At 73.6% G+C, this 22135-nt stretch carries 22 protein-coding genes; 12 read left to right on the plus strand and 10 right to left on the minus strand.

Annotated elements, in window-relative coordinates; all coding sequences use genetic code 11:
• The gene (locus ACIBK9_RS16225) at positions 1-1359 is read left to right on the plus strand and encodes a metallopeptidase TldD-related protein (RefSeq protein ID WP_397158998.1); all 1359 of its coding nucleotides are present in this window, start codon (positions 1-3) and stop codon (positions 1357-1359) included.
• Positions 1360-1551: 192 nt separating this feature from the next.
• On the opposite strand, the gene ACIBK9_RS16230 is transcribed toward ACIBK9_RS16225, so the two are convergent.
• On the minus strand, positions 1552-1764 hold the full coding sequence (locus ACIBK9_RS16230) for a dodecin (protein WP_125642491.1): 213 nt from the start codon (positions 1762-1764) through the stop codon (positions 1552-1554).
• 99 nt (positions 1765-1863) lie between these two features.
• Here ACIBK9_RS16230 and ACIBK9_RS16235 point away from each other — a divergent pair, with 99 nt between their 5' ends.
• Positions 1864-2178 (plus strand): DUF3099 domain-containing protein, encoded by a 315-nt coding sequence (locus ACIBK9_RS16235; protein WP_357977208.1) that lies wholly within the window; start codon positions 1864-1866, stop codon positions 2176-2178.
• A gap of 314 nt (positions 2179-2492) precedes the next feature.
• Here the strand turns inward: ACIBK9_RS16235 and ACIBK9_RS16240 are convergent, their stop codons facing one another.
• The 3 genes from ACIBK9_RS16240 to ACIBK9_RS16250 all read right to left on the minus strand — a co-directional run bounded on the left by ACIBK9_RS16240 (position 2493) and on the right by ACIBK9_RS16250 (position 4781).
• Complete coding sequence (locus tag ACIBK9_RS16240; protein WP_397158777.1) at positions 2493-3284, minus strand: NTP transferase domain-containing protein; 792 nt, start codon at positions 3282-3284, stop codon at positions 2493-2495.
• 2 nt (positions 3285-3286) lie between these two features.
• Positions 3287-4276, minus strand: coding sequence for a GTP 3',8-cyclase MoaA (moaA, locus tag ACIBK9_RS16245; RefSeq protein WP_397158779.1), 990 nt, complete (start codon positions 4274-4276; stop codon positions 3287-3289).
• A gap of 139 nt (positions 4277-4415) precedes the next feature.
• Positions 4416-4781 carry a winged helix-turn-helix transcriptional regulator gene (locus ACIBK9_RS16250; protein ID WP_397158781.1) on the minus strand — a complete coding sequence of 122 codons (366 nt, stop codon included), beginning with the start codon at positions 4779-4781 and terminating at the stop codon, positions 4416-4418.
• Between the two features lie 113 nt (positions 4782-4894).
• On the opposite strand from ACIBK9_RS16250, the gene ACIBK9_RS16255 reads away from it, so the two are divergent.
• Complete coding sequence (locus ACIBK9_RS16255) at positions 4895-5548, plus strand: NAD(P)-dependent oxidoreductase (RefSeq protein ID WP_397158783.1); 654 nt, start codon at positions 4895-4897, stop codon at positions 5546-5548.
• 75 nt (positions 5549-5623) lie between these two features.
• Here the strand turns inward: ACIBK9_RS16255 and ACIBK9_RS16260 are convergent, their stop codons facing one another.
• The 3 genes from ACIBK9_RS16260 to ACIBK9_RS16270 form a co-directional block, all read right to left on the minus strand.
• On the minus strand, positions 5624-6124 hold the full coding sequence (locus tag ACIBK9_RS16260; RefSeq protein WP_387680155.1) for a hypothetical protein: 501 nt from the start codon (positions 6122-6124) through the stop codon (positions 5624-5626).
• Positions 6125-6277: 153 nt separating this feature from the next.
• A complete protein-coding gene (locus ACIBK9_RS16265) occupies positions 6278-7417 on the minus strand; it encodes a hypothetical protein (RefSeq protein WP_397158785.1) in 1140 nt (379 codons plus the stop codon).
• A gap of 81 nt (positions 7418-7498) precedes the next feature.
• Positions 7499-9343 carry an AMP-dependent synthetase/ligase gene (locus ACIBK9_RS16270; RefSeq protein WP_397158787.1) on the minus strand — a complete coding sequence of 615 codons (1845 nt, stop codon included), beginning with the start codon at positions 9341-9343 and terminating at the stop codon, positions 7499-7501.
• A gap of 147 nt (positions 9344-9490) precedes the next feature.
• On the opposite strand from ACIBK9_RS16270, the gene ACIBK9_RS16275 reads away from it, so the two are divergent.
• Positions 9491-10981, plus strand: coding sequence for a peptide MFS transporter (locus tag ACIBK9_RS16275; protein WP_387680147.1), 1491 nt, complete (start codon positions 9491-9493; stop codon positions 10979-10981).
• Between the two features lie 11 nt (positions 10982-10992).
• Positions 10993-11607 (plus strand): trimeric intracellular cation channel family protein, encoded by a 615-nt coding sequence (locus ACIBK9_RS16280; protein WP_352363435.1) that lies wholly within the window; start codon positions 10993-10995, stop codon positions 11605-11607.
• A 49-nt stretch (positions 11608-11656) separates the two neighbouring features.
• On the opposite strand, the gene ACIBK9_RS16285 is transcribed toward ACIBK9_RS16280, so the two are convergent.
• A complete protein-coding gene (locus ACIBK9_RS16285) occupies positions 11657-13087 on the minus strand; it encodes a PLP-dependent aminotransferase family protein (RefSeq protein ID WP_397158790.1) in 1431 nt (476 codons plus the stop codon).
• Between the two features lie 63 nt (positions 13088-13150).
• Here ACIBK9_RS16285 and ACIBK9_RS16290 point away from each other — a divergent pair, with 63 nt between their 5' ends.
• From ACIBK9_RS16290 to ACIBK9_RS16300, 3 genes are all read left to right on the plus strand, one after another.
• Positions 13151-13753, plus strand: a complete 603-nt coding sequence (locus ACIBK9_RS16290) for a hypothetical protein (RefSeq protein WP_358302308.1) — start codon at positions 13151-13153, stop codon at positions 13751-13753.
• A 76-nt stretch (positions 13754-13829) separates the two neighbouring features.
• Positions 13830-15590, plus strand: a complete 1761-nt coding sequence (locus ACIBK9_RS16295; RefSeq protein ID WP_397158792.1) for a glycoside hydrolase family 15 protein — start codon at positions 13830-13832, stop codon at positions 15588-15590.
• Between the two features lie 90 nt (positions 15591-15680).
• Positions 15681-16862: an NAD(P)/FAD-dependent oxidoreductase gene (locus ACIBK9_RS16300; RefSeq protein WP_397158794.1), complete on the plus strand. Its 1182-nt coding sequence runs from the start codon at positions 15681-15683 to the stop codon at positions 16860-16862.
• A 34-nt stretch (positions 16863-16896) separates the two neighbouring features.
• Here ACIBK9_RS16300 and ACIBK9_RS16305 read toward each other — a convergent pair whose 3' ends face one another.
• On the minus strand, positions 16897-17769 hold the full coding sequence (locus ACIBK9_RS16305; protein ID WP_397158796.1) for a UbiA family prenyltransferase: 873 nt from the start codon (positions 17767-17769) through the stop codon (positions 16897-16899).
• A gap of 126 nt (positions 17770-17895) precedes the next feature.
• On the opposite strand from ACIBK9_RS16305, the gene ACIBK9_RS16310 reads away from it, so the two are divergent.
• The 4 genes from ACIBK9_RS16310 (at position 17896) to ACIBK9_RS16325 (ending at position 21495) form a co-directional block, all read left to right on the plus strand.
• Positions 17896-18960 (plus strand): type III polyketide synthase, encoded by a 1065-nt coding sequence (locus tag ACIBK9_RS16310; RefSeq protein ID WP_397158798.1) that lies wholly within the window; start codon positions 17896-17898, stop codon positions 18958-18960.
• A gap of 34 nt (positions 18961-18994) precedes the next feature.
• On the plus strand, positions 18995-19516 hold the full coding sequence (locus tag ACIBK9_RS16315) for an isoprenylcysteine carboxylmethyltransferase family protein (protein WP_364340187.1): 522 nt from the start codon (positions 18995-18997) through the stop codon (positions 19514-19516).
• Between the two features lie 45 nt (positions 19517-19561).
• The gene (locus ACIBK9_RS16320) at positions 19562-20575 is read left to right on the plus strand and encodes an NAD(P)/FAD-dependent oxidoreductase (RefSeq protein ID WP_397158800.1); all 1014 of its coding nucleotides are present in this window, start codon (positions 19562-19564) and stop codon (positions 20573-20575) included.
• 65 nt (positions 20576-20640) lie between these two features.
• Complete coding sequence (locus ACIBK9_RS16325; RefSeq protein WP_397158802.1) at positions 20641-21495, plus strand: dioxygenase; 855 nt, start codon at positions 20641-20643, stop codon at positions 21493-21495.
• Here the strand turns inward: ACIBK9_RS16325 and ACIBK9_RS16330 are convergent.
• Positions 21458-22069, minus strand: coding sequence for a TetR/AcrR family transcriptional regulator (locus ACIBK9_RS16330; protein WP_397158803.1), 612 nt, complete (start codon positions 22067-22069; stop codon positions 21458-21460). The two genes, ACIBK9_RS16325 and ACIBK9_RS16330, sit on opposite strands and share 38 nt — an antisense overlap.
• Between the last annotated feature and the right edge of the window lie 66 nt (positions 22070-22135).

The following is a 22135-nucleotide window of genomic DNA, read 5'->3' on the forward strand; positions in this document are numbered from 1 at the left end:
ATGGTGGAGAGGGCTCTGGAGCTCTCCGCGAACGACGGCTGCGTGGTGCTGGTGGACGAGGGCTCCACGGCCAACCTGCGCTTCGCGGGCAACACGCTGACCACCAACGGCGTGGCCCGCTCGTCCCGGCTGACCGTGATCTCGGTGGCCGGGCAGGGCGTGGGCGTGGTCTCGCGCTCGGCCGTGCGCGCCGACCAGCTCCCCGACGTGGTCGCGGCGGCCGACCGGGCGGCCCGCGAGGCCCGGCCCGCCGAGGACGCCCGCCCGCTGGTCGAGGGCGGCCCGGCCGCGCCCGGCTGGGACGACGAGGTGCGGCCGACCGACATCGGGGTGTTCGAGCGGTTCGCGCCCGCGCTCGGCGAGGCGTTCTCGGCCGCCGAGTCCGGCGACAGGAAGCTCTACGGCTTCGCCGAGCACTCCCTCACCTCGACCTTTCTCGGCACCTCCACCGGCGTGCGGCTGCGGCACGACCAGCCGACCGGCCGCCTGGAGCTCAACGCCAAGTCCGGCGACCTGAAGCGGTCGGCCTGGACCGGCGTGTTCACCGAGGACTTCGCCGACGTCGACGTGGCCGCGCTCGGCGCCTCGCTGGCCCAGCGCCTGGAGTGGGCCAAGACCCGGGTCGACCTGCCCGCGGGCCGCTACGAGACGCTGCTGCCGCCGAGCGCGGTGGCCGACCTGATGATCTACCTGTACTGGTCCTCGGGCGCCAGGGACGCGCTCGACGGCCGCTCGGTGTTCTCCGGGCCGGGCGGCGGCACGCGGGTGGGCGAGCAGCTCGCCACGCTGCCGATCACGCTGTCCAGCGATCCCCGGGCCGCGGGCATCTCGTGCGCGCCGTTCGTCACCGCGCACGCCTCCAGCCGCGACAGCTCGGTGTTCGACAACGGCCTGCCGCTGGGCCCCACCGACTGGATCAGGGACGGCCGGCTGGAGTCGCTGCTCCAGACGCGCTACTCGGCCGAGCTGAGCGGGCTGCCGGTGACGCCCGGCATCGACAACCTGGTCATGTCCGGCCCGGCGGAGGGCGCCCGGTCGCTGGAGGAGATGATCGCCTCCACGCGGCGCGGACTGCTCGTCACCTGCCTGTGGTACATCCGCGCGGTCGATCCCCAGACGCTGCTGGTCACGGGCCTCACCCGCGACGGCGTCTACCTGGTGGAGCACGGCGAGGTCGTCGGCGAGGTGAACAACTTCCGGTTCAACGAGAGCCCGGTCGACCTGCTCGGGCGCGTCACGGAGGTGGGGGCGGCCGAGCGCACGCTGCCCCGCGAGTGGAACGACTACTTCCAGCGCACGGTGATGCCGCCGCTGCGGGTGCCGGACTTCAACATGTCGACGGTCAGCCAGGCGAGCTGACCCCGCCGTACGTCAGGGCCGTACATCACGGCCGTACGGCTGCCGGGCGCGCCCGCCGTCCCGCGATCGAGCGGGGCGGCGGGCGTCGTCCTGCCGGCCGCCGTCCGGGCCTCCAGCGGGCCGCAGGGCGGGCCGGGGCCGGGACGGGGGTCCGGTGTGCCGGGGCGCCGGCCCCGGGCCGTCGGGGGACGGTCAGGAGTCCTCCAGGCGGAAGCCCACCTTCATGCCCACCTGGTAGTGCGCGATCTCGCCTCCGTCGAGGTGGCCGCGGATCTCGGTGACCTCGAACCAGTCCAGGTGGCGCAGGGTCTGCGAGGCCCGCTGGAGGCCGTTGCGGATGGCCTGGTCAAGGCTCTCCCCCGACGTGCCGACTATCTCAGTGACCCGATACGTTCGATCCGTCATCTCCCCATCCTCCTTACTCGAAGGCCATGATCGCATGACCCTCCTCATCGCCCGGCCGCGCCGTCGCGCCCTGCCCGTACGAGGTCTACCGTGGAAGGTATGAAGGGGTGGCGCAAGAAGCCGGACGTCCACCAGGTCACCGACGCCAGACCCTCGCTCACGGCGGACATCCGCAAGCGTGAGGTCGCCTACCTGATCAAGATGGGCATCCGGACGATCTGCCTGATCCTGGCGGTCGTGGTGCCGGTGCCGTGGCCCTACCGGCTGCTGTTCATCGCCGGGGCAGTGTTTTTGCCATACATTGCCGTAATCGGGGCCAATGAGCGCAGCGAGGGCGCGCCGCCGCCCCACTTTCAGTCCCCCGAGGCTAACCAAACCGAGATACCGCTGCATCGACGCGAGATCGGGTCGTGACTAAGTCTTGACGCATCCCATGGGTTGTAGGTGTACGCTTTAGGCAAGCGCTCCGGTCCCCCGTCGGAGTGCTGGTGCCGGCGTTCCGGGCCCCCGTCGGAACGCCGATGAAGCGACGCCGGGTGGTTTGCCCCCGTAACCACCCGGCGTCGCCCTTTTCCTGGCCAGCCCTTTGCATTGGACGATCAGTCCCCCACGCCGGCCGGAGTCCGATAGGACCGCTTTCCCGAAATCGTTTACACCGCCCTCCTCCTCGCAATTCACAGGAAATCTGGAGGAAGCGGTCGGCTTGACTTCAAGAGTTCGTTCGAGTGTCAGCCGTCAGTCAGCGTCTCGGTGGTCGCCTGCTCCCAGTTCTTCGCCAATGTGACCAGTCTGGCCACGGCGTCCTCAGGGGCGCTGCCCGCGCCCTGGGCCAGCCCGAGCAGGTAGGCGGTGAGCGGCGCGGCGGGCCTGGCCACCCCGTGGGCGACCTCCTTGGTCAGGTCGAGGACCAGGTCGCGGTCCACCCGGGCGGGGTCGACGCCCAGCTCCCTGCACACCAGGGCCGTCCACTCGGCGAGTACGTTCATGCGAGCCTCCTTCAGGTCGTCCATCGTGTCGCAGTCGAACCACGGCCGGCCCGGCGAGGCCAGCCGCGTTCCGGTCAGGGGGCCGAGCAGGCCCTTGAGGGAACGCCCGGGGTAGGCGGCGAGCGCCGCCCGCAGCTGCGGCACCGGCCAGGCGCCGACGAGCCACTGCTCGCGGCCGTCGTCGTCGACCATGACCGCTCCCGCGCCGGGACGGGCCGCCGCCAGCAGCTCCCGCACGTGCGCGGCCGTCAGGAACGGCAGGTCGCCGGCGAGCAGCACCAGCCACGGCGCCTCGACCTCGCGCAACCCGGCGGCCAGCGCGGGGACGGGCCCGCCGCCCGGCGGGTCCTCCCGCGTGAACACGACCCCGGGCAGCTCCCGGCGCGGCCCGACGACGACCGTGCGGCGCGCGCAGGACGCCGCCGCGACCACCCGCTCGACCAGCGGACGGCCGCCGACGGCCAGGCCGGGCTTGTCGGCGCCGCCCAGGCGGCGGGCCGCTCCCCCGGCCAGGACGACCGCGTCGAAGAGCATCGTCAGCCGCCGATGGCCGACATCGGCCTGGACGGCTGGAGGAAGGACGGGTCGTCGATGCCGTGCCCGGCGCGCTTGCGGGCGACCGCGGCGACCCAGCGGGCGGCCAGGTCGTCGTCGGAGGCGCCCGCGCGCATGGCGGACTTGAGGTCGGACTCCTCGGTGGCGAACAGGCAGTTGCGCACCTGGCCGTCGGCGGTGAGCCGGACCCGGTCGCAGGCGCCGCAGAACGGGCGCGTCACCGAGCCGATCACGCCGACCCGGGCCGGGCCGCCGCCGACCAGGAACCGCTCGGCCGGGGCGCTGCCGCGCTGCTCCAGGTCGTCGGGGGTCAGGTCGAAGGCGGCCGAGAGGCGTTCGAGGATCTCGTCGGCGGTGATCATGCCTTCGCGGGTCCAGCCGTGCTGGGCGTCGAGCGGCATCTGCTCGATGAAGCGCAGCTCGTAGCCGCGCTCCAGGCAGAAGCGCAGCAGCGGCACGGCCTCGTGGTCGTTGACGCCGCGCATGAGCACTGCGTTGACCTTGACCGGGCGCAGGCCCGCCGCGTCGGCGGCGGCCAGCCCCGCGATGACGTCGGCGTGCCGGTCGCGGTGGGCGAGCTGCTTGAACGTGGCCGGGTCGAGCGTGTCGAGTGAGACGTTGACCCGGTCGAGGCCGGCCCGCGCCAGCGGCTCGGCCAGCCGGGCCAGGCCGATGCCGTTGGTGGTCAGCAGCACCTGGGGACGCGGGTCGAGGGCGGTGGTGCGGGCGACGATGTCGACCAGCTCGCGCCGCAGCAGCGGCTCGCCGCCGGTGTAGCGCACCTCGGTGACGCCCAGCCGCTCGACGCCTATGCGCACCAGCCGGACGATCTCGTCGGCCGTCAGCAACTGGGCCTTGGGCAGCCAGTCGAGCCCTTCGGGCGGCATGCAGTACGTGCAGCGCAGATTGCACTTGTCCGTGAGGGACACCCGCAGATCCGTCGCCACCCGTCCGAACGAGTCTCGCAACATGGGGCGTCACCTCCTGTCCGTTTCGCCAGAGAGCCAGACTACGACGGGTGTCGCGCGGCGCTCAAAACCGCCTGCCTGTCCCTGGCAGGCAACGCGCCGCGCCGGTGATCGATTCCGTGGGGCCGCCGGGACGGGATCGTCAGGAGTGGGCGGCGTGCCAGGACTCGCGGGCGTCGATGAGCTCCGACAGGTGCTGCCTGGACCACTCGCAGCCGGCCGCCATGGGCGCGAGCAGGCTGCGGCCGAGGGGGGTCAGCTCGTACTCGACGCGGGGCGGGATCTCGGCGTAGGCCGTGCGGGTGAGCAGGCCGTCGCGTTCCATGGCGCGCAGGGACTCGGTGAGGACCTTCGGGGTGATGCCGCGCAGCGGGACCTGCAGCTCGGTGAAGCGTCTCGGGCCCTGCTCCAGACAACGGATGATCTTGGCGGTCCACTTGTCGCCGACGCGGACGGGGGCGGTGTGGACACAGGCGGCGAACATGTCGGGGTCAAGGGGTTCGGCCATGACGTCCATGCTAGGCGGCGGGAGCTCACTATCGTTGCGGGAAGTGACCATCGGGCGTCTACCGTCTGCCGGGCGCGGCCGGGTGTGCCGGCCGCCGGACGGAGTGGTGGACGATGAGCAGGATCGTGGTTTTCGGCGCGGGCGGACGGGCCGGCGCGCGGGTGGTCGGGCAGGCCGTGGAGCGGGGGCACGAGGTGACGGCCGTGGTGCGCGACCCGGCCCGGTACGCGGGGCCGTCCGGCGAGGGCGTGCGGGTGGTCGCCGGTGACGTGACCGACCGGGAGAGCGTGGCGGCGGTCGCGGCGGGGCACGACGTGGCGGTGCAGGCGAGCGTCCGGCTGGACGTGCCGTCCGCGGAGTTCTACACGGCGGCGGCGCGGGCGCTGACCGGCGGGCTGGCGGCAGCGGGCGTGCCCCGGCTGGTGGCGCTGGGCATCGGCACCCTGCTGGAGGTCGCGCCGGGGACGCGGCTGGTGGACACCCCCGGCTTCCCCGAGGACGCCCGGACGTTCTCCCTCGGGCACGCCGCCGAGCTGGAGGTCCTCCGTGAGGAGGGCGGGGCGCTGGACTGGGTGGTGATCGCGCCGCCGCCGGTGGTGCTGGACGACCGGGCGGAGCGCAGCGGGCGGCACCTGTTCGGCGGGGAGCAGGTCATGGCCGCCGAGGAGGGCGGGCCGGTGTTCTCCTACGCCGATCTGGCGGCGGCGGTGGTGGCCGAGATCGAGGACCCGCGGCACCACCGGGTGCAGGTCGCCGTGGGCTACTGACGGCGACAACCGGCCCGGCAACGGGGCCGGACATGCCGGAAGCCCGGCCGTGAGGCCGGGCTTCCGCCGGTGCCGCTAGTGGCGGTGGCCGCCGCCGTAGACCTTCACCCAGTCCTTGCCCTCGGAGGGGGCCAGGTACCTGGAGCCCTCGAAGACGGCACGCCAGGTGCCCGAGGTGTAGGCCCGCTCGCTGGTGCTGAAGGAGCCGTCCCGGTTCGTGCGCACCGACTCGACGTAGTCCCACTTGTCGCTGCCGTCGGCCTGGAAGAGGATCACGACCCGCTTCCACGCCAGACGGTGCCAGCGCTCGCTGTCCTTGCAGTAGTCGGCGTGGTGCACCGCGACGAACCCGCTGATGTAGTCCTCGTCGCAGGACACCGACAGCTTGCCCTGGATGTCGAGGGCCCTGCCGCGCCGCGCCGGCTCGGGGTTGACGTCGAGCTGGAGGCTCGTGCTCCCGCCCGCGAAGTCGGGATCGGGGTCCGTGTCCGCCAGGGCGGGCGCGGCGGCGGCGGTGGCCACCATCGTGGCGCCCAGAGCGGCCGCGGCCAGTCCGGCGGCTAGACGTCGCATCATCAAAAACAAATCCTTCCCCGTCTCGGACGCGCCCCAGGGACGGGACACGTCAACGCCTAATGACGCGTAAGGGTAAAGAAAAGTTGCGATACGACAGATCACGATTAGATAACGACAAATACCCCGGCGGATTTTTGTGCGTGTTTTATTATGTTAACTGGCGATTTGTCGGGGTTTAGTGGTGTATGGCGCGTAGTGGGGGTTTCCTGGGAAGTGCACGCGCCACAGGCCGCCTCTCCTGGGCGGCACCGTCTGCACGAAGGCCCCGGCCGCGTCGGTCGTCGTCTCGGCCACGTCCTCCCAGGCCGGCGAGCCCTCCCCGCGCCACTGGAGCCGCAGCCGCTGCTTGGCGTACGGCCCGAAGTCGGTGAAGCCGCGCGGGTCGATCCTGGTCAGCGAGCCGCGCAGGCGCACGCCGCCGGCGGACTTCGGCGACCTCTCCACCCGGACGGACGACAACCTGGTCGCCCTTCTGAGCTCGAAGGAGGCGTACTCGGTGACCGTGGCGCCGTCGGCGTCCCTGGCGGTGGCGCTGATCGTCCAGGTGCCGGTCGGGTAGAAGCGGTTCAGCTTCTTGTCGGGCAGGAAACGCCAGGTCTGCCAGTCGGCCGCCATCCGGGCCGGCGGAGTCGCCCCCTGCCGCCACACCAGCCGGGGCGGCAGCGTGCCGGTGGACGGGGCCTTCTGCAGCTCGACCCTCGGCTCTGCGACACCTGGATCGGCGGCAGCTGGATCGGCGACGACCGTCAGGGGCAGCGGCATCAGGGCCCGCAGCCCCTCGGCCGGGCCGCCGGAAGCCGGATGCGCGTACGCGCTCCCCGGCGCGGCGCCGGCCGGGCCGACCGGCGACGCCGAAGATCCGGAGGGCCCAGAGGACTCGGCGGACCCGGCGGGCCCAGAGGACTCGGCGGGCGCCGAGGACGTCCCGGGCGTCCAGGACGAGGAGGACGACGGCGGCCCGGAAAGGGCCGGAGGCTGGAGGCCGGGTTCGGCGGCGGGCGGGAGGTCGGCGGCGGGCGGGAGGTCGGCGGCGTCCTCGACCGGGGGCTTGGCCGACAGCAGCGGGCCGGGCGGTGCGCCGGGCTCCACCTTGACGGTGACGCCGTTCTTGCCGCGCGCGCCCCGCGCGATCACGTCGATCACCAGGCTCACCGAGTCGTGGGCACCCACGACCGGGTTCGCGGGCCGTACGGTGATGGCGCGGATGGCGAGCTCGGTCGCGGCGGGATACGCAGGCACGGGCGCCGTGAGCGACCCCGCCGCGAGCGAGACGAGAAGGAGGCTTCTGGTCATGAGCGAGACGCTAGGAACCGCCCGGTCATGACCAGGACCGCGACACGCACCCCTTATGGCAAAGCCGACGGGGGCCGGAGATCAGCGCGCCTCGCCGTAGAGGGACTCGATGATGTCGGCGTACTTGGCGTGGATGACGCGCCGCTTCAGCTTCAGGCTCGGGGTGAGCTCCTCGGTCTCGGCGGTCCACTCGGTGCCGAGCAGCGCCCACCGCTTGACCTGCTGCACCCTGGCCAGCCTGGCGTTGGCGGCCTCGACGGCGGCCGCGACCTCCTTGAGGACGTCGGGGTGCTCGGCCAGCTCGGCCAGGGAGGTGAAGCCGATGCCGCGGGCCTGCGCCCAGCCCGGCGCGGTCTCGCCGTCGAGGGTCAGGACGGCCACCGGGTGCGGGCGGTTGTCGCCGTAGGCGAGGGCCTGGCCGATGAGCAGGTGCTCCTTGAGGTGGTTCTCGATCTCGGCGGGCGAGACGTTCTCGCCGCCGGCGGTGATGATGAGCTCCTTCTTGCGGTCGACGACGCGGTAGAAGCCGTCGTCGTCGACCGTGCCGATGTCGCCGGTGTGCAGCCAGCCGTCGGCGTCGAGCAGCTCGGCGGTGGCCTCGGGGCGGTTGAGGTAGCCGCCGGTGTTGAGCGGGCTGCGGGTGAGGATCTCACCGTCCTCGGCGATGCGCACCTCGACGCCGGGCTCGGCCCTGCCGACGGTGCCCAGGCGGTAGCAGGAGGGGCTGTTGCCGGTGAAGGCGCCGGTGGTCTCGGTCATGCCGTAGACGTCGATGACCTTGAGTCCGAGACCGGCGTAGAAGTGCTGGACCTCGGCGGGCAGAGGGGCGGCGCCGGTCGCGGTCCACTCGGCGCGGTCGAAGCCGATCATGCCGCGGACGACCGACAGCAGGGCCGCGTCGGCCTTGTCGTAGGCGGCCTGGATCTCGGGGGTGATCGTGCCGCCGTACTGGCCGGCCTCGACGTAGGCGGCGCCGGCCGCCATGGCCTGGCGTACGGCGGCCTGCTGCTCGGGCGGCTGCGTGGCGAGCACGGCCAGCAGCCGGGCCATCATCTTCTCCCACACGCGCGGCACGCCGAAGAACATCATCGGCCTGACCTGGCCGAGCGTGGCCCCGAGGTTGGCCAGGTCGGTGCAGAAGTGCACGTGCGACATCTTGACCAGCGGGAGGTAGAGGCTGAGGATGCGCTCGGCGATGTGGGCGTAGGTGAGGTAGGAGATCTGGGTGCCGTGCGTCGGCAGCGAGGTGATGCGGTCGGTGGCGGCGGCCTCGTAGAAGACGTTGGTGTGGGTGAGCGGCACGCCCTTGGGCATGCCGGTGGTGCCCGAGGTGTAGAGCACGGTGACGACGTCGCCGGCGGCCACCTCGCGGGCGCGGGCCTCGACGGCGGCCTCGTCCTCGGCCAGGCGGGCGCGGCCCAGGTCGAGGAAGTCGGCCCAGGACAGGAAGCGCTCGTCGTCGGGGGCGCCGTCGAGCATGATGATCCGGCGCAGGCCGTCGAGCCGGTCGAGCACCGGCTGCCAGCGGGCCAGCTCGGCGGGGCCGCCCAGCACGGCGAAGCGGGCGCCCACGTCGCCGGCCACGAACGCGATCTGGTCGGGCGCGAAGGTGGAGTAGACCGTGCAGCCCACGCCGCCGGCGTGCACGGCGCCGAGGTCGGCCAGCACGTGCTCGCTGCGGTTGACCATCATGATCGCGACTGATTCGCCGCGCCGCAGGCCGAGGGCGGCGAACGCGGCCGCGATCTCCAGGATGCGCCGCCGCGCCTGCCCGTAGGTCAACGTCGTCCAGCCGCCGGAGCCTTCGGGGTCGGAGTACGCGGGTGCGTCGGGGTGCCGGGCGGCCACCTGCCTGAGCTGTTCGCAGACCGTGCGACCGGCGATCTCCCGCTCGATGTCGGCCCGTACGTCGAGGACTTCGGCCATGGCACCCGCCTCCAGTCAGTAATCACTTGCACAGGTGGCATGCATCGCACCACACCCTCCGGACAGCGGCAAGGCCCAGGCGGGAAACAGTCGGGACAGTCACGTAGAGTGATCGTCCAGGTGCCGTACGTGTCTCGGGGGGCGGGCATGAGCAAGGGCGGAAGGACCTTCTTCGGGCATCCGTGGGGGCTGGCGACCCTGTTCTCCACGGAGATGTGGGAGCGCTTCAGCTGGTACGGCCTGCGGGCGATCCTGGCCACGTTCATGGCGGCCTCGCCGGCCCACAAGGGCCTCGGCATGTCGCAGGAGACCGCGCAGGCGGTGGTCGGCGTCTACGGGGCGCTGATCTACCTGGTGGCGCTGCCCGGCGGCTGGATCGCCGACCGCGTGCTGGGGGCGCGCAGGTCGGTGTTCTGGGGCGGGTTCGTCATCATGCTCGGCCACATCAGCATGGCGATCCCGGTGACGACGTCGTTCTTCGTCTGGCTGGGGCTGCTGCTCATCATCAGCGGCACGGGCCTGCTCAAGCCGAACATCTCGGTCATGGTCGGCCGCCTGTACGGCGAGGACGAGGACGGCCGCCGCGACGCCGGCTTCTCCCTGTTCTACCTGGGCATCAACCTGGGCGCCTTCTTCGCGCCCCTCGTCGTCGGCTGGCTGGCCGACGGCGACCGCTGGCACCTGGGCTTCAGCGCCGCCGCCGTCGGCATGGCCCTCGGCCTGCTGCAGTACGTCTGGGGCGGCCGGAACCTGCGCGGCGTCGGGGAGCGTCCCGGCGTCCGGCTGACGCCGCCCGAGCGCCGCCGGTTCGGCCGGGTGGCCGGGGCGGGCGTGGCGGTGACCGCGCTCGCGCTCGGCGCGTGGGCGGCCACGGGCACGCTCACCATCGACCGCCTGGCGCTGGCGATCACGATCGTCATCCTGATCGTGCCGGTGGTCTACTTCGCCTACATCCTGCTGGGCAGCCACAGCCTCACCGACGAGGAGCGCAGCCGGATGAAGGCCTACATCTGGCTGTTCGTCGCGGCGGCGATCTTCTGGATGATCTACGACCTGGCGCCGAGCAAGCTGCTGTTCTTCGCCGCCGACCACACCCGGTTGGAGCTGTTCGGGGTGCCGATCCAGGCGGCGACGACGCAGTCGTTCAACCCGCTGTTCATCATGATCTTCGTGCCGGTGTTCGCGGCGTTGTGGGTGAAGCTCGGGGTGCGGGTGAGCACGCCGCAGAAGTTCGGGTTCGCGCTGGTCATGGTGGGGCTGAGCTTCGTGGTGATGGCGATCGCCGCCGGGCTGGCGACCGGCGGGCGGGTGTCGGTGTGGTGGCTGGTGCTGGTCTACCTGATCCAGGTGTTCGGCGAGCTGTCGCTGAGCCCGGTCGGGCTGTCGGTCACGACGAAGCTGGCGCCGGAGGCGTTCAAGGGGCAGATGCTGGGGATCTGGTTCATCGCGGTGTCGGTGGGCGACGCGGTGGGCGGCCAGACGGGGCGGCTCACCCGGTACCTGTCCGACCCGATGTACTACCTGGTCCTGGCGATCATGGCGATCGCGGCCGGGGTGGCGATGTTCCTGTTCACGCGGAAACTGCGGGTGCTCATGGCCGAGCACTACCATGCGGCGGCCATGCCGCCGATCCGGTAAAAACATCCAACGTGTCTGAAATTCTCGACCTTGTCGGTATTTTTGTCTTCGCACTGACCGGTGCGCTCATGGGCGTGCGCAAGCGGCTCGACGTGGTCGGGATGGGCGTCCTGGCCGAGATGACCGCGCTCGGCGGCGGCCTGGTCCGCGATCTCATTCTCAACGTGCGGCCGGCCGCCTTCCAGAGCCTGGGTTACGTGCTGGTGCCGGTGGCCGCCACGGTGATCGTCTTCTTCTGGCATCCGCACGTGGCCCGCGTGATGCCGGTCATCCTCGTGCTCGACGCGGCCGGCCTCGGCCTGTTCGCGGCCGTCGGCACCGAGAAGGCCCTGGAGTACGGCCTCAGCCCGCTGCACGCCACCATCCTCGGCGTCACGACGGCCGTCGGCGGCGGCGTGATCCGCGACGTGCTGGCCGGCGAGATCCCCACCCTGCTGTACGACCGCCAGCTCTACGCGGTGCCCGCCTTGCTGGGCTCGGCCGTCATGGCGGGCCTGTCCACGGCCGGGCTGCACGGCTGGCCGGCCACGCTGGCCGCCGCGCTGCTGGCCTTCGGCCTGCGCATCACCGCGATGCGCCGCAACTGGCGAGCGCCCCTGGCCAAGGGCGCCGAGGAGCACTCCTAACCCCCGCACCACGCGCGAGTAGCCCCCGCACCACGCACGGGCGAGCCGCTCACACCATCGGCACGAGCGAGTCGGGGTGGCGGCGGGCGCCGGTGGGGCCCTGGACGCGGGCGCGGGCGATGCGGGCGACGGCGTCGGCCACCGTCTCGGGCGGCAGGGTGAACGGCAGCCGCAGGTAACCCTCCAGGGTGCCTTCCAGGCCGAACCAGGGGCCGGGGGCCAGGCGCACGCCGTGGGAGACGGCGGCGTCGGCGAGCGTGGTGGAGGTGTCGCCGTTGAGCCGCACCCACAGCGTGCCGCCGCCGCGCGGCAGCGTGTACGTCCACTCCGGCAGGTGCCGGGCCAGCGCGGCGGTCAGCGCGTCCCGCGAGGCGCGCAGGCCGCGCAGGCGTTCGGCGCGGGTCTGCGCCATCCGCTCGAACAGGCGGGCGGTGACCAGCTGCTCCATGACCGGGCTGGAGATGTCGACGACCGCGCGGTGCCGGGCCAGCCGGCGGGCCAGGGCGGCCGTGGTGCGGATCCAGCCGATGCGCAGGCCGCCCCACCACAGCTTGGACGCCGACCCGATGCTGATCACCCGGCTGTCGGTGTCGAAGGCGGCCATCGGCGCGGTGCGCGGCACGTCGTCCAGGGCCAGCTCGCTCCAGGTCTCGTCGACCAGCAGGATGACGTCGTTGCGGCGGGCCGCGCCGGCGACGGCGGCGCGGGTGGCGTCGTCCATGAGGGCGCCGGTGGGGTTGTGGAAGTCGGGCATCAGGTAGGCCAGGCGGGCGGCCGACTGCCGCATCGTGGCGGCCATCAGGTCGGGCTGCCAGCCCTCGTGCGAGATGCCGAAGGGCACGATCCGGGCGCCGTGCTGGCGGGCCACGTCGATGGCGTGCGGGTAGGTCGGCGACTCGACCATGACGGGGTCGCCGGGGCCGATCAGCAGCCCGGCCACGAGCTGGATGGCGTGCTGGGAGCCGGTGGTGACGACGATCTGGTCCGGCCGGGTGGCCAGGCCGCGCTCGGTGTAGCGGGCGGCGACGCGCTCGCGCAGGACCGGCAGGCCCATGGGGTCGTAGCCGTTGCCCATGCCGTACCTGGGCAGGTCGTCCAGGGCCTCGGCCATGGCCTCGCGCAGCGCGGACGGCGCGGGCGGGGCGGCGCAGTGGAGCTGGATCAGGCCGTCGTCGCCGGTGGACAGCCAGGGGTTCTCGCGGGTGGTGGCCGGGTCCGGCAGGGTCGTCCAGCTTCCCGAGCCCTGCCTGCTGTCCAGGTAGCCGCGCTCGCGCAGCAGGTCGTAGGCGGAGGTGACGGTGGTGCGGCTGACGCCCAGGGTCTCGGCCAGGTGCCGTTCCGCGGGCATGCGCACGCGTACGGGGATCTGGCCGTCCATGATGAGCGCGCGCACGCCGTCGGCCAGGGCGCGGTAGTACGGCCGCGCGGCCGGATCGACGTCCACCAGCCGGGCCACCTGCGTAGCCGACAAATGCCTCATAAGGCCACTTTCCACGATTGGCCCTGTTTTGGCAACCAGTTGGCCTGCCACCATAGGGCCATCATGAGCGAAGCAACCGTCCCCCGCCTGAGTTCCCTCCCCTCCCGCCTCCTGCGCCTCTACGGCGGCCTGGCCCTGTACGGCGCCGGCATCGGGCTGCAGGTGGAGTCGGGCCTCGGCAACGACCCCTGGGACGTCTTCCACCAGGGCCTGGCCCTGCGGCTGGACGTGTCCATCGGCACCGTCATCATCGGCGTCGGCGCCCTGGTGATGCTGCTGTGGATCCCGCTGCGCCAGCGGCCCGGCCTCGGCACGATCAGCAACGTGGTGTTCCTCGGCCTGTTCGCCGACGCGGCGATCCTGCTGCTGCCCACGCCGTCCCACCTGGCCGTCCAGGCGTTGTACGTGGCGCTCGGCGTGGTCGCGATCGCGCTGGCCACCGTGCTCTACATCGGGGCGGGCATGGGCCCGGGGCCGCGCGACGGCGTCATGACCGGCCTGATGCGGCTCGGCCTGTCCGTCCGGCTGGCCCGCTTCCTCATCGAGCTCACCGTGCTGGCCGTGGGCTGGCTGCTCGGCGGCAGCGTCGGCGTCGGGACGCTGGTCTTCGCCCTCGCCATCGGCCCGCTGACCCAGCTGTTCACCCGCTGGTTCCCCTTGTCGTGATCCCGCGCCGGGCCCGTCCTGACGCGACAGGACCGGCCCGGCGCGGGATCGCCCGCGCGCGAGTAGCGTCTTCGGCATGCGGATTGAGGACTACGCGCTGATCGGAGACATGCAGTCGGCCGCACTGGTGGCGAGGGACGGTTCCATCGACTGGCTCTGCCTGCCCAGGTTCGACTCCCCCTCGTGCTTCGCGGCCCTGCTCGGCAGCGAGCGCAACGGCCACTGGTGGCTGGGCCCGACGGCCCGGCGGCCGGCCACCCGGCGCCGCTACCGGCCCGACACGCTCATCCTGGAGAGCGAGTGGGACACCCCGACCGGCACGGTCCGGGTGATCGACTTCATGCCCCCGCGCGACCGGAACCCCGACGTCGTGCGCATCGTCGAGGGGGTCTCGGGCAGCGTCGAGGTCTCCACCCAGCTGCGCGTGCGCTTCGACTACGGGCGCATCGTGCCGTGGGTGCGCCGGACGAACGGCCACCTGCAGGCCGTCGGCGGCCCCGACTCGGTGTGGCTGCACTCCCCCGTCCCGCTCAAGGGCGGCGACTACGCCCACCGGGCCACGTTCACCGTCAACGCGGGCGACCGGCTGCCGTTCGTGTTCACCTGGCACCCCTCCCACGAGCCGATGCCGCCGCGCATCGACGCCGAGGAGCAGCTCGCCGAGACCGAGACCATGTGGACCGAGTGGGTCGGCAGGTGCGCCTACCAGGGCCCCTACCGGGAGGCGGTGACCCGGTCGCTGATCACGCTGAAGGGGCTGACGTACGCGCCGACCGGCGGCATCGTGGCCGCGCCCACCACGTCCCTGCCCGAGGACATCGGCGGCGTGCGCAACTGGGACTACCGGTTCTGCTGGCTGCGCGACGCGACGATGACGCTCGACGCGCTGATCAGCTCGGGCTACCTCGACGAGGCCGCCGACTGGCGGTCCTGGCTGCTGCGCACCATCGCCGGGCGTCCCCAGGACCTGCAGATCATGTACGGCGTCGCCGGCGAGCGCCGCCTGCCCGAGCTGCGCCTCGACTGGCTGGACGGCTACGAGGGCTCCCGCCCGGTCCGCATCGGCAACGAGGCGGTCCAGCAGCTCCAGCTCGACGTCTACGGCGAGGTGATGAACTGCCTGTACGTCTCCCGCTCCCGCGGCCTGGCCGCCGACGAGCGCGCCTGGTCGATCCAGCGCCAGCTCCTCGAGTACGTGGAGGAGCACTGGGACGAGCCCGACGAGGGCCTGTGGGAGGTGCGCGGCCCGCGCCGGCACTTCGTGCACTCCAAGGTGATGTGCTGGGTCGCCCTCGACCGGGCCGTCAGGTACGTCGAGAGCTTCGGCCGCACCGGCCCGGTCGACAGGTGGCGCGCGCTGCGCGACACGATCCACGCCGAGATCTGCGACAAGGGCTTCGACCCCCACCGCAACACCTTCACCCAGTCGTACGGGTCGTCGGAGCTGGACGCGGCGCTGCTGATGATCCCGGTCGTGGGCTTCCTGCCGCCCGACGACCCCCGCGTGACCGGCACGGTGGCGGCGATCGAGAAGGAGCTCATGTCCGACGGGTTCGTCCTGCGTTATCCGCTGGCCGCCGACAACGACGTCGACGGCCTGCCCGGCGGTGAGGGCGCGTTCCTGGCGTGCAGCTTCTGGCTGGTGGAGGTGATGGCGATGCAGGGCCGCAAGGAGGAGGCACGGGAGCTGTTCGAACGCCTGCTGGAACTGCGCAACGACGTCGGGCTGCTGGCCGAGGAGTACGACCCGCGCTACGGGCGCCTGGTGGGCAACTTCCCGCAGGCGTTCAGCCACGTGCCCCTGATCCACGCCGCCCGCGCGCTGTCGCGGGCCTGACCCGGCGGGAACGGGCTTCCCCCACCGCGCCGGCCGGGACACCGGCGGGAACGGGTTTCCTCCACCGCGCGGAGTGGGACAAGACCTCGCATGGGTGAGGAATGGGACCTGGCGGTCGTGGGCGCGGGACCGGCGGGCTCGGCGGCGGCGCTGCGGGCCGTCCAGCTGCGGCCGGACCTGCGCGTGGTCCTGCTCGACCGGGCCGGCTTCCCCCGCGACAAGCCGTGCGGCGACGGCATCGCCGCGCACGGCCGCGACGAGCTGGCCCGGCTGGGCCTGCCGGACCTCATCGACGACTACCGGCCCACGCCCCGGCTGACCGTGGTCTCGCCGGGCGGGCTGCGCGTCTCGGCCGAGGCGGCCCGGCCCAACCACGTGGTGCCGCGCCGGGTGTTCGACGCGCGGCTGGTGGCGGCGGCCGGGGCCAGGGGCGTCGAGGTGCGCCGCCACCGCGTCAGGGAGCTGGCCCACGACGGGGCCTGGGTCGTCCTGGACGGGCGGCTGCGGGCCCGCGCGGTGGTGGCGGCCGACGGGGCCTACTCGGCGGTGCGCCGGCTGATCGGGCTGCCCGCGGCGGGCGAGCGGCACACCGCCCTGGCCGTGCGCGGCTACGCCGACGTGCCCGAGGCCGACGACGTGCAGCTCATCGCGATGCAGCGGGCGGGCTGGCCGGCCTACGCGTGGTCGTTCCCGATCGGCGACGGCACCGCGAACGTCGGGTTCGGCATGCTGCTGCCCCGGCTGCGGGCGGCGGGGGCGCCGGGCCGCCAGGTGCTGCACGGCAGGCTGGCCGAGCTGCTGCCCGACCGGCCCGCGCGCGACCTGCGCGCCCATCACCTGCCGCTGTCGACCGGGCGGCCCGCGCCGGGCGCCGGGCGGGTGCTGCTCGCCGGGGACGCGGCGGGGCTGATCAACCCGCTGACCGGCGAGGGCATCTACTACGCGCTGCTGTCGGGACGGCTGGCGGCCGAGGCGGTCGTCGAGGCGGCGGGCGAAGCGGCAGGTGCGGCGGCGGGCGACCCGCTGGCGCGGTACCGGGCCAAGCTTCGCGGCGCGCTGGGGCGGCACCTGCGCACGACCGACGTGCTGGCCCGGCTGGCGCAGTCGCCGGGGTTCATCGACGCGGCCATCGCGACCGCCGCGCGCCGCAAGGAGGTGTTCGACCTGCTGGTGGAGGTCGGGCTCGGGGCCGGGACGGTGCCCGCGCCGCTGGCCCTGGCGGTGGGCCTGCGCTGGCTGCGCGGCGCGGCACGCCTGCCCCACCGTGGTTGACCGAGGCTCAGACCGTCAGGACGGCCCCGTCGGCTCAGGCCGTCAGGGCGGCGCCGTTGGAGAGCAGCAGGAGAACGTTCACGGCCGCCACGGCGACGGCGGTGACGAACGGCGCCCGCGCGGACCGTCCGGCCAGCAGCGCTCCCCCGGCCGCGAGCAGCACCGCGGCCGCCATGGCCGCCCATCCCGCCACCCCGGGGCCGCCCGCGGGCCCGAGGACGAGCAGGCAGGTGGCGACCAGCAGCGGCACCGGCACCAGCAGCCGTACGCGCGCCGCCCCCAGCCGCTGCGGCCACCCGCGCACGCCGGTCACCAGGTCGCCCTCGATGTCGGGCAGCACGTTGGCCAGGTGCGCGCCCACGCCCAGCAGCGCCGCCGCCGCGACCGCCCACCACGCCGGCCACGGCTCCCCGGGCAGCCCCAGCGTCACGAACGCCGGCAGCACCCCGAACCCGACGGCGTACGGCGCCCACGACAGGACGGTGGCCTTCAGGCCGAAGTCGTACCCCCAGGCCCCCAGCACGCCCGCCAGGTGCGCCAGCCCCGCCGTCCGGCCCGAGGCCAGCGAGAGCGGCACGCACAGGGCGAGGGCCGCCAGCGCGGCCACCCGCACGGCGGTCACGCTCACCGTGCCGTCGGCGGCCGGTTTGCCCGTGCGCCCCGCGGCGGCGTCGCGTCCGGCGTCGAGCGCGTCGTTGCACCAGCCGATCGACAACTGCCCGGCCAGCACGGCGGCGGCCACCAGGACGCACCCGGCCGGGTCCCGGCCCGCCGCCACGGCCAGCGCGGTGACCAGGGCGGTCACGGCCACGGTCGGGCCCGGATGGCAGGCCAGCGCCAGCGCGACGGCCGTACGGACCGGCCCGCCGCGCACGACGGCGGCGGCCGCGGGATCCGGGTCGGTCACACGGTGATCGTAGACCGGGAGATCCGGCACGAGAATTCCCACGCGCCGCGTATGGCTTAAATGACCATCCTTGCGGGAAGCGTGCGGGGAGTGGATGTTGTGGGCGACCTGTCGAGGGAGCACTGCATGACCCGAATCTCCGCAGTCCGTTGTGCGTTCCCTCCCCACCGCTACCCGCAGTCCGAGCTCACCGACATGGCCGCCCGCCTGTGCCTGCCCGACGGCGCCGACCGCCGCCTGCTGGACCGGCTGCACCGCAGCGCCCGCGTGGAGCACCGCAACCTCGCCCTCCCAATCGACCGCTACGAGAAGCTGAACGGCTTCGGCGCGGCCAACGACGCCTTCGTCTCCGTCGCGGTCGAGCTGGGGCTGGAGAGCGTGAAGGCTGCCCTGGACGCCGCCGAGCTGGAGCCGACCGACGTCGACCTGATCATGTTCACGTCGGTGACCGGCATCGCCGCGCCGTCCGTGGACGCCCGGCTGGCCGCCGCGCTCGGGCTGCGTCCCGACGTCAAGCGGGTGCCCGTGTTCGGCCTGGGCTGCGTGGCGGGCGCGGCGGGCATCGCCAGGCTGCACGACTACCTGCGCGGCTGGCCGGACCACGTGGCCGTGCTGCTGTCGGTGGAGCTGTGCTCGCTGACCCTGCAGCGCGGCGACTCCTCGCCCGCGAACCTGGTCGCCAGCGCGCTGTTCGGCGACGGCGCGGCGGCCGTGGTCGCCAGCGGCGGCGGGCGGGGCGCGGCCGGGCCCGCCGCCGGGCCCGCGGTCGTCGCCACCCGCAGCCACCTGTATCCCGGCTCGGAGCACGTCATGGGCTGGCAGGTGGGCGACACCGGGTTCCGGGTCATGCTGGACGCCAGCGTCCCCGCCGTGGTGCGCCGCTACCTGGCCGACGACGTGCACGGGTTCCTGGCCGAGCACGGGATCACGGCCGGGGAGGTGACGGCGTGGGTGTGCCATCCGGGCGGGCCGAAGGTGCTGGAGGCGGTGTCGGAGGTGCTGGAGCTGCCCGTGGGCGCGCTCGACGTGACGTGGCGCTCGCTGGCGGCCAACGGCAACCTGTCGTCGTCCTCGGTCCTGCACGTGCTCGGCGACACCCTGGCCGGGGAGCCGCCCGCGCCGGGGAGCTGGGGGCTGGTCATCGCGATGGGCCCCGGTTTCTGCTCCGAGCTCGTGCTGCTGCGCTGGTAGTCCCCCGTCCCTGCGATCGGCTGGTGGTTGGCCTGTGACCTGGTATCTGGTGCTCATCGTGCTCGTCGGCCTGGAACGTCTGGCCGAGCTGGTCGTCGCCAGGCGGAACGCCGCGTGGAGCATGGCGCGCGGCGGCGTGGTGACCGGGCGGGGGCACTATCCGTGGATGGTGGCCCTGCACACCGGGCTGCTGGTGTGCGCGCCGCTGGAGGTGGCCCTGGCCGGGCGGCCGTTCGTGCCCGCGCTCGGCTGGCCGATGCTCGCGGTGGTCGTGGCGGCCCAGGCGCTGCGGTGGTGGTGCATCACCGCGCTCGGGCCGCGGTGGAACACGCAGGTGATCGTGGTGCCGGGGCTGCCGCTGGTGCGGCGGGGGCCGTACCGGCTGGGATGGTTGCGGCACCCCAACTACGTGGCGGTGGCGGCCGAGGGGCTGGCGCTGCCGCTGGTGCACACGGCGTGGCTGACGGCGCTGGCCTTCACGCTGCTCAACGCCGCGCTGATGGTGGTGCGCATCCGCTGCGAGAACGCCGCGCTCGCCCTCGCGACCAGGGGGTGAGCCGGTGATCGACGTGCTCGTGGCGGATGGCCGGGAGGCGGGCCGGTGATCGACGTGCTCGTGGCGGGTGGGGGGCCGGCGGGGCTGGCCACGGCGATCCACGCGGCGCTGGCCGGGATGGAGGCGGTGGTCGTCGAGCCGCGGGCCGCGCCGGTGGACAAGGCGTGCGGCGAGGGCGTCATGCCGGGCGGGGTGGCCGCGCTGGCGGCGATGGGCGCGCCGGTCGAGGGGCGGGGCTTCCGCGGCATCCACTACCTCGACGGGCGGCGGGAGGCGCGGGCCGCGTTCGCCGCCGGGCCGGGGCTCGGCGTCCGGCGCACGAGCCTGCACGCCGCGCTCTGGCAGCGGGCCGCCGAGCTGGGCGTCAAGACGGTCACCGGCCGGATCACCCGCGCCGACCAGGACCGCGACGGCGTGAGCGCGATCGGGCTGCGGGCCCGCTGGCTGGTGGCCGCCGACGGCCTGCACTCGCCGCTGCGCCGCTCGCTCGGCCTCGACCTGCCGGTACGCGGCCCCCGCCGGTACGGCCTGCGCAGGCACTACCGGATCGAGCCGTGGAGCGACTTCGTCGAGGTCCACTGGTCGGGGGCGGGCGAGGCGTACGTCACGCCGGTCGGCGACGACCTGGTGGGCGTCGCGGTGCTCAGCTCGGCGCGGCGCGGCTTCGAGGAGCACCTGCGCGGCTTCCCCGGGCTGGCCCGCCGCCTGAGCGGCCCGGCCGTCACCCCGGTGCGCGGCGCGGGCCCGCTGCGGCAGGCGGTGCGCTCCCGCCGGGCCGGTCGCGTGCTGCTGGTCGGCGACGCCGCCGGTTACGTGGACGCGCTCACCGGCGAGGGCGTCTCGCTGGCCGTGCGCTCGGCGGAGCTGCTGGTCGGGTGCCTGGCGGCGGACCGTCCGCAGGACTACGACGGCGCGTGGCTGCGCCTGTCGCGCACGCACCGGCTGCTGACGGCGGCGCTGGTGCAGGCCGCCCACCGTCCCGGCACGGCCCGCCTGGTGGTCCCGGCGGCGCGCCGGCTGCCCCGCCTGTTCGCCGGCGTGGTCCGCGTGCTGGCCTGAGCCTTCCCCGGCCCCGGCCGGACGCCGATAATGAACCCCCACGGTCCCCGTCAAGGACGGTCGCCATGACAGACAAGCTCGTGCGGCAGGTGCTCGACCAGGTGGACGCCCCCGACCCGCGGGTCGGCGAGATCGTCTCCGCGCTGATCGCCCACCTGCACGCGTTCGTGGACGAGGTGCGTCCCACCGAGGCCGAGTGGCGGGCCGGGCTCGCCTTCCTCGCCGAGACCGGCAGGTGGTGCACGCCCGACCGCGACGAGTTCGTGCTGCTGTCGGACATGCTCGGCCTCACCTCCGCCGTGGACGACGTCAACCACGCCGGCCCGGACAACATGACGCCCTCCTCGGTCGAGGGCCCCTTCCACTCCCCCGCCCCCGGGCGCGAGCCAGGCGCTTGGATCAGCGAGGGCCCCGAACGCGGTCGCGGGACGCCGATGGTCGTGCACGGACGGGTGCTGTCCTGCGACGGCACGCCGCTGCCCGGCGCGACCGTGGACCTGTGGCAGGCGGCCGACGACGGCCTCTACGACAGCCAGGACGACGCCCAGCGGCCCGGCAACCTGCGCGGCCTGTTCACCGCCGACGAGGAGGGCCGCTACTGGTTCCGCACGATCCGCCCGAGCAGCTACCCGGTGCCCGCCGACGGCACCGCCGGCCGGCTGCTGCGCGCGATCGGACGGCACCCGATGCGCCCCGCCCACCTGCACTACCAGGTCACCGCGCCCGGCCACCGGCCGCTGACCACGCACGTGTTCCTGGCCGGCGACCCCTACCTGGGCTCCGACGCCGCGTTCGCGGTCAAGGAGGCGCTGGTGCGGCGGCCGGTCCCGCGTACCGGCGGCTGGGAGATGGACGGGCCGTACGAGGAGGTCGAGTTCGACCTCAGGCTGGTGCCGCTGGGGTGGACGCCGGGCCGGTGAGCCGCTCCGGGGGGCGCAGGCCGTCCATGATCAGGCCGAAGAGGTGGTCGCCGCGGGCGGCCAGCGAGGGGGCCTGGTCGGCGATCCAGCTCACCGCGCTGGCCAGCGCGAACAGGTCGAGCCCTGTCACGTCGGCGCGCACCTCGCCGGCGGCCTGGGCGCGTTCCAGCAGCCGTCCGCCCGCCTGGCGCATGGCGTGGCAGGAGGCGTGCAGCGGCGAGCCCTCGTCGTTGATCGTGGCCATCATCGAGGCGGCCAGCCCCCGGTAGGCGCCCGCGCCCGCGACGAACGAGCGCAGCCACTCCACCAGCGCCTCGTGCGGCGCGGCGGCGCCGGCCAGCGTCCTGGCGCGCTCGGCGAGCAGGTCGAAGCGCTGCCGCAGCAGCGCCTCCAGCAGCGCCTCCCTGGTCGGGAAGTGCCGGTAGAGGGTGCCCAGGCCGACCTCGGCGCGGCGCGCGACGTCGCGCAGGGACGCCTCCGTGCCCTGCTCCTCGATGACGGCGGCGGCCACGGCCAGGATGCGTTCCCGGTTGCGCTGGGCGTCCGCGCGCTGGTTCCGGGGTGTTGAGGTCATCCGATACCTTCCGGCGATTGACAAGCGGAGCAGTGCTCCAGTTATGATCCGGAACACTGCTCCGCA

This window comes from Nonomuraea sp. NPDC050227 (assembly GCF_044459705.1).
Lineage (GTDB): Bacteria > Actinomycetota > Actinomycetes > Streptosporangiales > Streptosporangiaceae > Nonomuraea.

Bases quoted from the DNA above. Each gene is read 5' to 3' on its own strand.
- ACIBK9_RS16225 (WP_397158998.1), top strand. From the start codon at position 1: ATGGTGGAGAGGGCTCTGGAGCTCTCCGCGAACGACGGCTGCGTGGTG.
- ACIBK9_RS16230 (WP_125642491.1), bottom strand. From the start codon at position 1,764: ATGACGGATCGAACGTATCGGGTCACTGAGATAGTCGGCACGTCGGGG.
- ACIBK9_RS16235 (WP_357977208.1), top strand. From the start codon at position 1,864: ATGAAGGGGTGGCGCAAGAAGCCGGACGTCCACCAGGTCACCGACGCC.
- ACIBK9_RS16240 (WP_397158777.1), bottom strand. From the start codon at position 3,284: ATGCTCTTCGACGCGGTCGTCCTGGCCGGGGGAGCGGCCCGCCGCCTG.
- moaA (WP_397158779.1), bottom strand. From the start codon at position 4,276: ATGTTGCGAGACTCGTTCGGACGGGTGGCGACGGATCTGCGGGTGTCC.
- ACIBK9_RS16250 (WP_397158781.1), bottom strand. From the start codon at position 4,781: ATGGCCGAACCCCTTGACCCCGACATGTTCGCCGCCTGTGTCCACACC.
- ACIBK9_RS16255 (WP_397158783.1), top strand. From the start codon at position 4,895: ATGAGCAGGATCGTGGTTTTCGGCGCGGGCGGACGGGCCGGCGCGCGG.
- ACIBK9_RS16260 (WP_387680155.1), bottom strand. From the start codon at position 6,124: ATGATGCGACGTCTAGCCGCCGGACTGGCCGCGGCCGCTCTGGGCGCC.
- ACIBK9_RS16265 (WP_397158785.1), bottom strand. From the start codon at position 7,417: ATGACCAGAAGCCTCCTTCTCGTCTCGCTCGCGGCGGGGTCGCTCACG.
- ACIBK9_RS16270 (WP_397158787.1), bottom strand. From the start codon at position 9,343: ATGGCCGAAGTCCTCGACGTACGGGCCGACATCGAGCGGGAGATCGCC.
- ACIBK9_RS16275 (WP_387680147.1), top strand. From the start codon at position 9,491: ATGAGCAAGGGCGGAAGGACCTTCTTCGGGCATCCGTGGGGGCTGGCG.
- ACIBK9_RS16285 (WP_397158790.1), bottom strand. From the start codon at position 13,087: ATGAGGCATTTGTCGGCTACGCAGGTGGCCCGGCTGGTGGACGTCGAT.
- ACIBK9_RS16290 (WP_358302308.1), top strand. From the start codon at position 13,151: ATGAGCGAAGCAACCGTCCCCCGCCTGAGTTCCCTCCCCTCCCGCCTC.
- ACIBK9_RS16295 (WP_397158792.1), top strand. From the start codon at position 13,830: ATGCGGATTGAGGACTACGCGCTGATCGGAGACATGCAGTCGGCCGCA.
- ACIBK9_RS16300 (WP_397158794.1), top strand. From the start codon at position 15,681: ATGGGTGAGGAATGGGACCTGGCGGTCGTGGGCGCGGGACCGGCGGGC.
- ACIBK9_RS16310 (WP_397158798.1), top strand. From the start codon at position 17,896: ATGACCCGAATCTCCGCAGTCCGTTGTGCGTTCCCTCCCCACCGCTAC.
- ACIBK9_RS16325 (WP_397158802.1), top strand. From the start codon at position 20,641: ATGACAGACAAGCTCGTGCGGCAGGTGCTCGACCAGGTGGACGCCCCC.
- ACIBK9_RS16330 (WP_397158803.1), bottom strand. From the start codon at position 22,069: ATGACCTCAACACCCCGGAACCAGCGCGCGGACGCCCAGCGCAACCGG.